Source organism: Paenibacillus sp. J2TS4 (assembly GCF_018403245.1).
GTDB lineage: Bacteria > Bacillota > Bacilli > Paenibacillales > NBRC-103111 > Paenibacillus_L.
The window spans coordinates 281,573-294,239 of record NZ_BOSH01000001.1 but is presented as its reverse complement, the minus strand read 5'-3'; the positions used below and the strand labels follow the sequence as shown (position 1 = coordinate 294,239).

Sequence of the window (12,667 nt, the reverse complement as noted above, 5' to 3'; positions counted from 1 at the left end):
CAGCATCCCGATGTTCACACAGATGTCCCTCCCGGTTTAATCCGATACAAACAACGATTGTCGCCTTTTAAAATATGCTCGCCTCTAGTAATGTCAACATCGTCGCCAAGGACATGTTGAAACATCTCCAATTCCTTCCTGCAAATGTCCGTACATGCTCTCGCCGCCTCGCAAATCGGGCAATGCTTTTCCACAAAATAATAGGAACCATCGGAGTTCTCAATGATTTCGGCCATATATCCCTCTGCCGTCCGCGATTCGGCGAAAGCCAATAATTTTTCCTTGAACGGAAGACTCGCCGGCGCTTTGCTCTGGTAATCCATGACTTGTCTGCGGTTATGGATCTCCAGCAGTCTCTCCAGGCCTTCGTCCCCGAACGCTTGTTTCATGGATTCGATCAAACTGACTGTAAGATCAGCGTATCCGTCCGGAAATAGCCGATTCGCTTCGGAGGTAAGCGCCCACATCTTCGCGGGTCGCCCCATTGCCCTTGATTCTTCCGTGAAGGTGACCAACCTCTGCTCTTGCAGATCATATAAATGCTGCCGCACGGCCATAGCGGTAACTCCGAGCTCGCTTGCCAATTGATGGGCATCCATGGATCCGTTATGTTTAAGCAACTTCACAAGGGTTCTTCTTGTTCTTTCGACACCTTCTTTTGTTCGCGAATTCCTTTTATTCATTTCACTCACCTTCAGATTTGTTCTTGAAAAGATTATAAAGAAAAATGTTGACAAAGTCAAAAGGGTGGTATAATTTGTTTGTAAAGATCTTTGTTTATAAAGTATCCGGATACGGCGTCTACTTAGAATTCATGATGGAAGGTGAACAGGTTGTCTTCTGCGCAAAGCTCGCAAAGCATTTTTGGACCACGCTATCTGGCATTATCAATCGGTATTATTTTGGCTGCCATGACGATCGGGTTTGAAGGATTGGCCGTAACAACGGTTGCTCCGGTCATTGCCGGCGATCTGCAAGGCCTTCATCTCTTCGGTTGGATATTCAGCGCTTATCTGCTCGCACAAATTGTCGGTACTTTGGTGATCGGCCGCCAAATTGATAGGAAAGGACCTGCTGTCCTTTTTACAATAGCTATACTGTTATTTGCAGTCGGTTTGATCATGGCGGCCGTTGCAAACAACATGTATGTGTTGATCGGCTCTCGCGCCTTGCAAGGATTTGGTGCAGGAGCCATGTATACCTGCATATACACAGCCATCTCTTTAAGTTATCCGGATGAGCTTCGCGCCAAAATTTTGGGCGCTCTCGGCACAGCCTACGTTTTGCCTTCAATGCTAGGCCCTTACGTTGCCGGGGTTATAGCCCAGCAGTGGTCTTGGCGATTCGTTTTTTGGGGAGTTCTTCCCTTTTTGCTTTTAGCGGTGCTTCTCAGCCTGCCTGTCTTCCGCAAACTGAAAATGCCGAGCGTTCAAGAGAAGAAAGAAAGTGGAGTCATTCGGTTGTCTGTGCTGCTCGCGATCGGAACCGGGGTCTTCTTAAGTGGTCTTGGCATGCTTCCCAAAATATTGGGAATTGCACTTCTGCTTATCGGTTTGGCGCTTATGGTACAGCCCCTTCGCAAGCTGCTGCCGACCGGCACGTTGACATTTCGTTCAGGATTACCGTCTCTCATCGCTTCCCGTGGATTATTCTTCGCCGCTTATGTCTTCACCCAGAACTTTCTGGTGCTTGCCTTGACAGATACGAAAGGAATGGCCCCCGACAGAGCCGGGCTCATCGTGGCCAGTGCGGCGCTTAGCTGGTGTATCATCGCCATTTTGCAGGCTCGCTGGGATGCGGCAGATCAAGGGCGCGGCCGGAATAAACGGATCATCGCCGGTATACTGCTGATGATCGTCGGTATCGCGATCATGGTATGGATTCCTGCAGTCAATATTGTATTAGCGGTTCTCGGTGAAATTATTGCAGGCATCGGAATCGGTCTGGCTCATACCGTTAGCGGTACGGTCGCTTTCTCTCTCGCTAAAGAAGGGGAATCCGGGCAAGTTTCCGGGAGCCTGCAATTTGCCGATTCGTTTACTCCCGGAGTGGCGATCGGAATCGGCGGCGCCATCATCGCAATGAGTCAAACGGGGGGATTGTCATTGGAAGCGGCAATTACGATCGCTATGATGTTCAACCTTGCATTGATTTTGTTGAGCTTGTTTGCGAGTGCGCGAACCAAGCAGGGCGAATCTGCAGAACCTTCGCCCCTGTCAAGCCGTCATGCAGGATGATATGCGGTCCGCCTGGCGCATTCTTCAATGTGCGGTTTCGCTTTAATCCGTTGAACTAGGGCCAATCAAGCAGGAACTTGAACCAATAGAAAGTTAATGATTTAATGATTTCTTCAAAAAGGAACGAGTGCCAGTGGATCTGTATCCCATTGACACTCGTTTTTTCATCAGGACTATTCCGTCGCTTCTGCCCGGGTAGCCGTATCGTTTGGCACCCTGTGGTGAATCCCGGGAACTGTTTTCCTGTCAAGCATTGAGGGGGCTCTGGCGCGCACCCATGAGAATGATCTCAGCTGAGCAACATTCGATTTCGAACCCTTGCAAAAGATGCCACAAATCGTCATTACTGCCTTTGGAATGCAACCTTTAAGCCCAACCCGATATAGATCATTCCGACGAGTTTGCCGCTCCAACGGCTTAAACGGTTTATCCATGCCGACCGTTTAACCATCTTTCCAAGCGTAGAGACACTTAATACAATCGTAGTTGTATACAATGCACTTAATATGACAAAGATGAATCCAAGTATCAAAAACTGCATGACGGCTTCGCCTCGTTCATGATGAACAAATTGAGGCAAGAACGCTAGAAAGAACAGTGCCGTCTTCGGATTAAGAACCTCTGCTAAAGTTGCCGATACATATGACTTTAATGCTCCTGCCGACTCAACCTTTGGAAGCTGCGGTTCGGAGGGCTTCCTTATCATTTCGCAAATCCCCAGATATAACAAGTACGCCACTCCTGCATATTTGACTACATTGAAAGCGAGAGCTGAGGTCATCAGTAGGGCGGAAAGCCCCACAGCGGCAAATAACGTGTGAAGAAAATCCCCGGTTGCGATGCCGAGCCCTGCCATAATGCCTCCTTTGCGCCCGTTCTGAACGGTACGGGTAATTGTAAGAAGAACGGCCGGGCCTGGAATCAGAAATAGACCTATGACCACTATTATATACGTAATTAAAGTTGAAAAATCGGGCATCTGCTTTCTCCCTTCACTGCACTCAAATATTTCGTTGTTCGTTATCGCAATCATGGATGATTCAATGTCGGCCTTTTCCAAGACGGTCTCTAATCTGTACAAATGCGTGGGAACGAATAACCCCCGTAGTTCGCCCGCGCGGTCGGGCGAGTGGGGGATCGTTTCATATGCACAACCGGACTGCTCAAAGGGATATATTGTTGCGACCTTGCAGCCACTGCTCGAATTCGTCAGGTGTGCGCACATTATGGTCTAATACAGCAGTATAGACATCGAAGCTTTTCACTTGTTTCCCATACTCGGCTCGTGATGCCCAAACAGTTTTAATACTTAGAATAGAAACAATGGCTGCCGGAGTAAGACGATCGGGCATCGTGCGAATATGCTGCAGATCGGGTTGTTTCTCAGGTTCGTCTACGAACCAAATATCCAGTTCCCATTTGTTTCCGTTCTTGGCCTCATACGTCATACCGAGAAAATAACCGTCAGGGTAGGCCGGGTCGGTGTTCCATTTCCCGGTATCGTTAATGAATTTCAAATCCCGGATCCCGGGATCGGACATCAAGTGTGAAGCAATTCCGGTAACTGCAGCGATGTTCAACTTGGAGCTAACGACCGTCATATCGAGGTCTCTCCAAGCCATTAAACCAAGTGCCGCACTCCCTACTTTCACGGGTTTACCGGCTGCCTTCAGCAATTGGTCAAGGTTCAACTCTTCCATAATTGCAGATGCTTCAGCTTGCAGCTGCAGTTGGCGGGCCAGCAGATCTTCTTGTTCTATCATTTTTCGCTCCTTCCACTATAGCAAAGCTTTAAATACCACCGAATATTTCTTCGGAAATCATACGGCGCTCTTCGCAAGGCAACGATTGGGTAACTCTCGGAGCGGAGCCGATATCGACTGACATCTCGACAATGACCAAGCCAACTGGTATTTATGATTAGCTATTAAGAACGGCCTTCAAGCTGGCGGCTGTTTTCGGCTGCTCTTTCTTCATCGATTGACGCATGAAAAATTCAGCTACCTTCGGAACTTTGTCAACCTGAATGGCGAAATGAACACGGCAGGATTTTTCGGAGACCGGCTCAATACGGTAGCTTTCACGAAAAAATTGTTTTTCATCGGGAACCGTCTCCATTGTCAACAATTGATCCTGAACAAGCTCGGTCACGACCATATTTTTTTCACTTTTAAAGCCTGAATATTTTCCGCTCTCGAAATAGTTGGTCCCCAACCGGGCAGGTTCTTCGGGGGTGACTCGATTCTCAATAATGCCTTTCATCCAGGAAGCTCGCCCCTTTAGATCAATGAGGCGTGAAAAAACGGTAGAGGCAGGATACTCATAGCTTTCGGAATATTCAAATGTAAGCATGATTATCTTCCTTTCCTTTTTAGGTGTGTATGATTTAACGAAAGAGGATGGTTGACAGTGCATGGGTTATTACTTGTTTCATTTCTTCCTTATTCTCCTCGCCAACTGGTGTTCGCCATCCGATGTACCCGTCTGGCCGCACAAGGATGACCCCCGTGGAAGTGATTCCGTATGCGTCAAGAAAATCGTTCCCGGGATCGCTGAAATCAGCTTTATGACCGCCAATCCGATAAATATCCAGCGGAAGACGGAGTGCATCCTTAACATGTTGAGCAGCCTCCAACGCATGCTGTCCGTCAGGGCCGGTGAGCAGGACAAATCGGGAACCAAATAGATCCAATGACGAAATGGGTTGACCATCCCGTTCGAGAACGACGTGCGCCGCGCGGGTTCCCGGCTGTCCCGTCCATAACTCGGGCGGCTGTACCATGGGGAGGTTCATCCCGTCGGCTTCCGGTACGATTGCGCCGTCTTGATAACGATAACCCATATTGACATGCAGGGTGTTTACCGTAATCCCTTCCGATCCCTCATGTTCGCGCTGCTGGGAAAGCATAATGACCTGCTCTACCGTATAATCCGCGATGGGCCGCCGCTCAGCATCATAAGTAGCAAGCAAAGCTGGACCGGCTTCACCGCGCAAGACAGCAGCCAGCTTCCAGGCGAGGTTCTGCGCTTCGGCGATGCCGGTATTGCCTCCCAAACCGCCGCTTGGAGGTTGAACCCGTGCGGAATCGCCAACTAAAAAAATGCGCCCATCTTGGAAGCGGTCAGCTACACGGCCGGCCATTTCCCAAGTCAATATCTTTCTGATCGTAACCGGGATGTCAGGAATTCCGGTGGCGGCCCTAACTAATTCAACACAGCGCTCCTCCGGATAATCGTCTATGGTTTCCTCTTCCGGATCGTATACAACGTCCAACCGGTATATATGAGGCCGCCTGAAAGTTCCAGGGTACAGAACAAGACTTCCGCTTGCGGTATCATTGGCGAAGAAACACATGTGCGCGTTTTGGCTTCCAAACAGGTCATGAATGTCCGCATCAAAAACGATGCTGATCAGGTGGCAGAGTGTACCTTCTCCATGTTGACCAATCCCTAATTGTGTGCGGGTTCCACTCTTGCTCCCATCTGCTCCAACCATATACTCGGATCGAACGTGACGCGTTTCGCCGCTGATTCGATCGCGAATCGTGGCCGAGATGCCGTCGGCATCCGTTTCGAATTCGATCAACTCCGTGTTGTAGCGCAAATCGACACCGGCTTGCTCGGCCTGTGCCCGAAGCACCGGCTCAAGCAGATCTTGTGCGATGCCGTTTCCTTCAACAGGACTGGCATCCGTAAAGTAAGCACTCATATCTTCCATCAGATTTTCAATCACTTGCCCGGCCAAGCTCTCTACAAACATGATGCCGAATTCCCGAGGGAAAGGGGGCTCTTCACGGCGAATCTCGTCCTCGATCCCGGCCGAACGGAATATTTCCATCGTGCGGGCAGTCAGACTCGAAACGCGCGGGTGAATGGCCGTCCCTGGATGGCGTTCGACGACTAACGGTTTAATTCCTTGCCGGGCCAGAAATAGGGAGAAAGATAGACCTACCAGACTTCCTCCTACTACGAGGACAGGAACCGATTCATCGAATGATGAAGAGTTATTCAGTGTCTTGTTCATCTAATTACGCCCTTTCGTAAATTAGTTTATTTTCACTCCATACGGTTATCTATTTGCTCGGCTTTCTCCCGCAGCTCTTCCATGCTCCATGTCAGCTTGTGCGATTGTACATCGGCGATAACGGATTGGAGCCATTCCACCTCAGCGACAAGCACGGTTCGTTGATATTCGGCCTCAAGTAAAAATAAGCGCGGCAGACCCAGTGATGCCCCTATCTCAAACTGATCATGAAGTCGGGCAAGTGTATTTTCAAGGGCGCTTATTCTTTGTTTGAAGAGCAATGCGACATCTTCAGGCGTTAACATGGCCAGGAATGAAACCGCAGCGGGAAACTCTAAAAACTCCTGAGCCGGCTTAGAGATCATTTCCCGGATCCATGAATATGCGGCATTTCGTCCCAGATCCGTGATTTCATAAACAATTAAATCCGGTCTCCCTTCATTTTTCTTCTTGCCTTGGATGGCAATGGCTCCGTCTCGATGCAAACGGTCGATCGTCTGGTAAATACTCGTTCGGTGACGAACGTTGATAACTTCGTCTTTCCCCCTCTCCTTAATAAGCTGCTGCATACGATAAGGATGCATAGGCTCCTCAATCAGAAAACAAAGTACGGCTAAAGCGACGGGTGATTTTTTAATCGTGTTTTTCATAGTCATAATATTACTATTAATAATATGACGTGTCAATAAAAAAATGCCCTATTCACACCAGAGGCCACTGAAAAAGTCCGTCTCATGAAAAAAAGGTGCAGTTCCTCAAGAAAGTTGAGGAGGCTGTACCTTTTTCAGCTTATAATTAAGGCATCATGGAGAGCAGGTGAGCGGATGATTAGGCAACAACAAACCTTAATGCTAAGTCCTTATGCGGAATTGTATGACCTCGTGGTACCCAGTGACAATATGTTGCGTCAGATCAATGAACTGGTGGACTTCACCTTTATTTATGAGGAACTGAAAGATAAGTTCTGTCTGGATAACGGTCGTAACGCCATCGACCCCATCCGTATGTTTAAATATTTGTTGCTTAAAGCCATCTTTGAACTGTCGGACGTCGATATCGTCGAGCGTTATACACGCTTCCATTTCTGGTGTGATCAACCCTGCCGGCCATGAAAATCGTTCAAAATTGAATTTACAACTGGCTCTCTTGATTTCTCCAAGTATAAAGCTAAGTAAATGGAACATAATACTTTCATTACATCCTATTTCTAGAAGAAATATGGAACCATGCGTCAGGAGATGATAAAAATGGAGAGCAACCAAAAAGTAGCAGTAATTACGGGTGCAGGACAAGGGATCGGGAAAGGAATTGCTAAACGTCTAGCAAATGACGGTTTCGCGATCATCTTAAGTGATATGAACGAAGAAGTGCTTAACGCTACTGTTAAAGAATTTAAAGAACAGAACACGAATGTAGCATCATTCGTTGGCGATGTTTCCAAGCAAGAAGATCAAAAAGCTTTAGTCAAGACGGCTGTCGATCACTTTGGAAGAGTCGATGTTTTTGTTAATAACGCGGGGATTGACCAAGTATCGCCGCTAACGGATGTCGAGCCGGCCAAGTTGGAAAAGGTTTTTCAAGTGAACGTGTTTGGTGTATTATATGGCATTCAAGCAGCGACAGAACAAATGAAAAAACAAGAAACAGGCGGGAAAATTATTAACGCATGCAGTATAGCAGGACATCGGGGCTTTGCCATGCTTGGGATCTACTCGGCTTCCAAATTCGCAGTTCGTGCACTGACGCAGGTTGCCGCGCAGGAACTTGCTAAAGATAAAATTACCGTAAATGCCTACTGTCCCGGAATTGTCGGAACAGGCATGTGGGATCGCATTGATGCGGCGATGGTTGGATACATGGGGTTGCAAAAAGGGGAAGCTTTCAAAAAGTTTGCAGAAGATATTGCATTAGGCCGAACTCAAGAGCCGGAAGATGTGGCTAACTTCATTTCCTACTTAGCATCTCCGGACTCTGACTATATGACGGGACAATCGGTGATGATTGACGGCGGTATAGTATACAATTAGTGAAAACGATGACTCCTATTGCGGAACATGCATCAGATGCCTTAACCCTTTCATGTTCAGCAGTTGACTTTTACTAAAATACATTCTAGAATTTACAGTGTATTTTCAATTTTAAGAGGAGGATTATTAAAAAGTGACACACTCTATGAGACTTCGTTTCCCAACTTTGAACCGGTAATTGAATACGTTCAAAGGCTCTGCTTGTGTATGCAGAGTAAACGGGATAAGTCTGTCCTTTTTTAATAATCTTCATTTGCGCATACAAATATGTGATATGTAGAAAGGCGGATCATTCTGCCTTTCTTTTTTATTTGGGTCATTCACCTTCTACACATGGCAAAAGAAAGGTTTATTGGGTGACGGCTACCTGCAGCTAACCCTCTAATTAAATATGGATGGGTCTTCTCCCTTTACTCTCAATCACAGGCAGGATCGCCTGTGATTTTTTATTATGAAAGGTGAGAGAAGATGACCAAAAAAATTCATAAGTACAGTGGGAAAAAGTTAAGCCGCGGGGAGCCTCCCAATTTTTCCGGACAGCATTTGATGCATAATAAAAAGCTGCTTCAGGAAATTGTGGATCTAGCAAAGGTAAGCAGTGAAGACACGGTTTTAGAGTTGGGAGCCGGAAAAGGGGCTTTGACAACCTTACTGGGGCAAAGGGCTAAAAAGGTATTGGCTGTTGAGTATGATGCCAAATTTGTCGATATCCTAAAACAGAAAACAGCACAGCATTCAAATACGACTGTCATTCACCAAGATATAATGCAAACCCGTCTGCCAAAAGAAAAGTTTATAGTCGTCTCCAATATTCCGTATGCGATAACAACACCCATTATGAAGATGCTTCTGAGCCATCCTTCCAGCGGCTTTCAAAGGGGCGTCATCGTTATGGAAAAAGGAGCAGCCAAACGATTCACATCCAATTTTGTTAGAAATGGTTATGTTTTAGTTTGGAAAATGTGGTTTGATATCCGTTTTGTTAAAGGAATATCCAGAGATCAGTTCTCCCCTCCTCCAAGGGTGGATTCAGCAATCGTGAGGATAACCCGCAAAAAAGAAACGGTAATACCAAATAAAGATTTCATTGCTTTTTTAGGGCTTGCTGAATATGCCTTAAAAAAACCATACGCCCCTATTGAGCTTGCTTTACAAGGAATCTTTACCCCGCCTCAAATGAAGCATTTGAGAAGAAATCTAAAAATAGATAATGGACAGCCGATCGGAGCACTTAATGAAAACCAATGGGGGATTGTGTTTAAATCCATGTCTCAATATGTACCGCGCCATTGTTGGCCGAAAGTAAATAAAAGCAAATAGAATCTTTTAAAAAAACAGGAAATCTCCAAACGACTCTCTGAACGAAATTGACCGCAATGTGCAACAAATAACACGTACTGGCGTCTAATGTTAAAGGTAATGTTTACTAGATTTCATGAAAACAGGAGGAAATTAGAAGGGTGAGAGGAAGAAAACGGTTCGCATGGATAGTGATTGCAGTTATGCTTCTTGCATGGGTAACACCGGCCGTTGAAGCCGCCGCAGCTTCCAGCGGTGCCCGGGAAATCGAAATAGTACTGGACGGGAAAAGAATGGATAGCGACGTCCCCCCTTACATCGTCCCCGAGGTTTACGTAACGATGGTACCATTGCGCATCATTAGCGAGGAGTTGGGTGCAAAGGTAAGCTGGAATCAGCAGGAGCGGCAAGCAACGATCAGAGGAGGAGACGACAAGCTGATTATTATGAAGCAAGGATTGTCGAATGCTATAGTCAATGGGCAAAGCGTCGCGCTTGATGCTCCAGTGGATAACAAATCCGGTTATACGATGGTGCCGCTTCGCTTTATCGCGGAGCAGCTTGGCCTGAAGGTCAGCTGGAGCGAGCAGGATCAACGTATTTCATTGACCTCGAGCGAAAGCGTGGCGCCTGTCCCCGTTACCGAGTCTGAGGAGAGCTTGCCAGAATCAGAGGAGGCAGTCCCCGGCAGCGATGGCAAGGGCGAGACGAGCGAACTGCGCGGAGTATGGATATCAACAGTCTATAATCTCGACTGGCCATCGCAAGCCTCTTTCGGCAAGTCCGTTCAGCAGATGGAGGAATTCCGCGAGTTGCTCGACGAGCTGCAGGACTTGGGGATGAACGCGGTATTCGTGCAGGTTCGTCCTGCCGCAGATGCCGTGTATCCATCGCAGCTTGTCCCCTGGTCCAAATATTTGACAGGCATTCAAGGTCTTGCTCCCGATTATGATCCGCTGGCCTTCATGATAGAGGAAACCCACAAGCGGGATATGGAGTTTCATGCCTGGTTCAATCCGTTCCGCGCCAGCGTTGACACAAACACCGAGCAGCTTGCTTCTAGCCATATTGCGAAGCAGCAGCCGGACTGGATCGTCAAAGCCGGCGGCAAGCTGTATATCAATCCGGGGATTCCGCAAGCGCGCCAGCACATTATCGACACGATCATGGAAGTGGTAGACCATTATAATATTGACGGGGTTCATCTGGATGATTATTTTTATCCGTCCAATACAGACTTTGCGGATGAATTGACTTTCCAAACGTATAATCCGGATAAAATCACCTCGAAGGCCGACTGGAGGCGCAGCAATATCAATGCATTTGTGCATGACCTGGGACAAGCGGTCCGCAACGCCAAGCCGGACGTCCGCTTTGGCATCAGCCCGTTCGGCGTATGGCGCAACCAGTCGGTGGACAAGACCGGTTCGGATACGAAGGCCGGGTTGACGGCATATGACAGTATGTATGCCGATGTTCGCACCTGGATCAAGGAGGGGTGGATCGACTATATAAATCCACAGCTGTACTGGAGCCTCTCCTTTCCGGCCGCCAGATATGACAAGCTAGTGGATTGGTGGGTGCAAGAGGTGAAGGGAACCGGAGTGGATCTGTATATCGGCCATGCCCCGTACAAGCTGGGGACGAAGGAAGCCGGCTGGCAGAGCGCACAAGAAATGATTAATCAGTTGGAGTACAACAAGCGTTATGCAGAGGTTAAAGGGGATGTATTCTTCAGTGCGAAGGATCTTCGCAGAAATCCCCTGGGCATTAAAGAAGCGCTCCGCTCTTATTATCAATACTAATTTATCTATGGCAGCGCGCTGCCAAACCCTTGACTCTTGTTAATAAATTTATCCAGAACCTGAAAATAAAGAAAGGCAGAGCAATCTGCCTTTCTTTATATTTAAAATAAGTCAAAGTAAAATAAAATGAGGAATTAAATGCTTGTATTTTCTCCACATGATAATCCGATTTATGGCAATATGGCTTCCCACTCATACCATCGCACCGAACTAACGATAGATACTTCCTTCTCGTCCCAACGCCATACTCGTCCTTCCCTTGAAGATGAACCCCAAGAAAAACGGGGCCTTCCGTATATCTCCCTTCATACGAGGATGTCCCCCGGAACAACACTTTGTTTCAGCTTCTCGGCTACGATATCGCCATTTACGATGTGCAGCATTCGTTGTCCACCTTCATATAGTTGTTGGAACGCCGAGATGAATTCAGCGACAGGGAGAAAAGCTTGTAAACAAACAAAAAGGTTATCTAACTGCTCCGGCATTATGTAGAATAAAGCTCAACCGACAACTGTGTCGCCATGAGTTATTTTTTTACTTGAATTCTTGGTTTCCATAAGCAAAAAAAACCGCTTAGCCATGCTGCTAAACGGTCCATTTACGCTACATCTGAATCGACTCAATCATCTCATGAACGGCCTCCTGCCATTCATCCCTCACATTAGCTGGGGCAGTAAAATCAATCTCAAGAAGTGCGCCGTCTAATTCTGCCCAAGCCACGAAATGATAAGTGCCATCACCCTTCTTGGAGGGGATGATGACTTCATTGATCGCAATGTGCTTTCCATGAATGAGCTGCGTCTCATCCTTCAACCACTCCAGCTTTTCTCCTTCACTATCTTGTTCCATAATTCCCCTCATCTTCAATCGTGCCCCATCGATTCCAGCATCGGTCATCATTTGCTCTGGATCATGCTTCATCTCGAGCTTAACTTTCTTATGGCTATCCGTATAGACAAGCTTCGCGTTCGATGTCTCATTCGATTGCACCTCTAATCCCTGCGGAAGCTTCAGTGACATCAAGTTCGAGAACACTTTGATCATTCCTTGCTCAGCAGCCTCATTTTCCTTATTGTTATTATCTTTTTCTTCTTGACCTTGTTCCTGTTGCTCCTGCTGTACAGTCAATGCAGCCCTGTTCTCCCCAGTCTCCTTCTCTTTGCTGCCTGGGAAACTGCAAGCAGAAATGCTTGCTACTATAACGGCGGTTATCACACACACGGCTATCCATTTTTTCACCTTGAATCATTCCTTTCTTTCGGATTTGAATTTGCC

At 47.2% G+C, this 12,667-nt stretch carries 12 protein-coding genes and 1 pseudogene; 6 read left to right on the top strand and 7 right to left on the bottom strand.

Features of this window, described 5'->3' with window-relative positions:
* Positions 1 to 14: 14 nt before the first annotated feature.
* On the bottom strand, positions 15 to 683 hold the full coding sequence (locus KJS69_RS01345; RefSeq protein ID WP_213581214.1) for a helix-turn-helix transcriptional regulator: 669 nt from the start codon (positions 681 to 683) through the stop codon (positions 15 to 17).
* 150 nt (positions 684 to 833) lie between these two features.
* Between KJS69_RS01345 and KJS69_RS01340 the strand changes: the two genes are divergently transcribed.
* Positions 834 to 2,237 carry an MFS transporter gene (locus KJS69_RS01340; protein ID WP_249730293.1) on the top strand — a complete coding sequence of 468 codons (1,404 nt, stop codon included), beginning with the start codon at positions 834 to 836 and terminating at the stop codon, positions 2,235 to 2,237.
* Between the two features lie 343 nt (positions 2,238 to 2,580).
* On the opposite strand, the gene KJS69_RS01335 is transcribed toward KJS69_RS01340, so the two are convergent.
* From KJS69_RS01335 to KJS69_RS01315, 5 genes are all read right to left on the bottom strand, one after another.
* Positions 2,581 to 3,216: a LysE family translocator gene (locus KJS69_RS01335; RefSeq protein ID WP_213581213.1), complete on the bottom strand. Its 636-nt coding sequence runs from the start codon at positions 3,214 to 3,216 to the stop codon at positions 2,581 to 2,583.
* A gap of 184 nt (positions 3,217 to 3,400) precedes the next feature.
* Positions 3,401 to 4,000 (bottom strand): hypothetical protein, encoded by a 600-nt coding sequence (locus KJS69_RS01330; RefSeq protein ID WP_213581212.1) that lies wholly within the window; start codon positions 3,998 to 4,000, stop codon positions 3,401 to 3,403.
* A 157-nt stretch (positions 4,001 to 4,157) separates the two neighbouring features.
* Entirely contained in the window at positions 4,158 to 4,589 is a 432-nt protein-coding gene (locus KJS69_RS01325) for an SRPBCC family protein (protein WP_213581211.1), read from the bottom strand.
* A gap of 34 nt (positions 4,590 to 4,623) precedes the next feature.
* The gene (locus KJS69_RS01320; RefSeq protein ID WP_213581210.1) at positions 4,624 to 6,261 is read right to left on the bottom strand and encodes an FAD-dependent monooxygenase; all 1,638 of its coding nucleotides are present in this window, start codon (positions 6,259 to 6,261) and stop codon (positions 4,624 to 4,626) included.
* Positions 6,262 to 6,293: 32 nt separating this feature from the next.
* Positions 6,294 to 6,947 (bottom strand): PadR family transcriptional regulator, encoded by a 654-nt coding sequence (locus KJS69_RS01315; RefSeq protein ID WP_249730292.1) that lies wholly within the window; start codon positions 6,945 to 6,947, stop codon positions 6,294 to 6,296.
* 138 nt (positions 6,948 to 7,085) lie between these two features.
* Between KJS69_RS01315 and KJS69_RS01310 the strand changes: the two are divergent.
* The 5 genes and pseudogenes from KJS69_RS01310 to KJS69_RS01290 all read left to right on the top strand — a co-directional run.
* A pseudogene (locus KJS69_RS01310) lies at positions 7,086 to 7,328 on the top strand (transposase); the annotation flags it as partial.
* A 180-nt stretch (positions 7,329 to 7,508) separates the two neighbouring features.
* Positions 7,509 to 8,288: an acetoin reductase gene (locus KJS69_RS01305; protein ID WP_213581209.1), complete on the top strand. Its 780-nt coding sequence runs from the start codon at positions 7,509 to 7,511 to the stop codon at positions 8,286 to 8,288.
* Between the two features lie 133 nt (positions 8,289 to 8,421).
* Complete coding sequence (locus tag KJS69_RS30180) at positions 8,422 to 8,466, top strand: erythromycin resistance leader peptide (protein ID WP_156177705.1); 45 nt, start codon at positions 8,422 to 8,424, stop codon at positions 8,464 to 8,466.
* A 290-nt stretch (positions 8,467 to 8,756) separates the two neighbouring features.
* Positions 8,757 to 9,608: a 23S ribosomal RNA methyltransferase Erm gene (gene erm, locus KJS69_RS01295; RefSeq protein ID WP_213581208.1), complete on the top strand. Its 852-nt coding sequence runs from the start codon at positions 8,757 to 8,759 to the stop codon at positions 9,606 to 9,608.
* Positions 9,609 to 9,748: 140 nt separating this feature from the next.
* Positions 9,749 to 11,392, top strand: a complete 1,644-nt coding sequence (locus tag KJS69_RS01290) for a family 10 glycosylhydrolase (protein ID WP_213581207.1) — start codon at positions 9,749 to 9,751, stop codon at positions 11,390 to 11,392.
* A gap of 603 nt (positions 11,393 to 11,995) precedes the next feature.
* Here the strand turns inward: KJS69_RS01290 and KJS69_RS01285 are convergent.
* Positions 11,996 to 12,631 carry a hypothetical protein gene (locus KJS69_RS01285; protein ID WP_213581206.1) on the bottom strand — a complete coding sequence of 212 codons (636 nt, stop codon included), beginning with the start codon at positions 12,629 to 12,631 and terminating at the stop codon, positions 11,996 to 11,998.
* Positions 12,632 to 12,667: the final 36 nt, after the last annotated feature.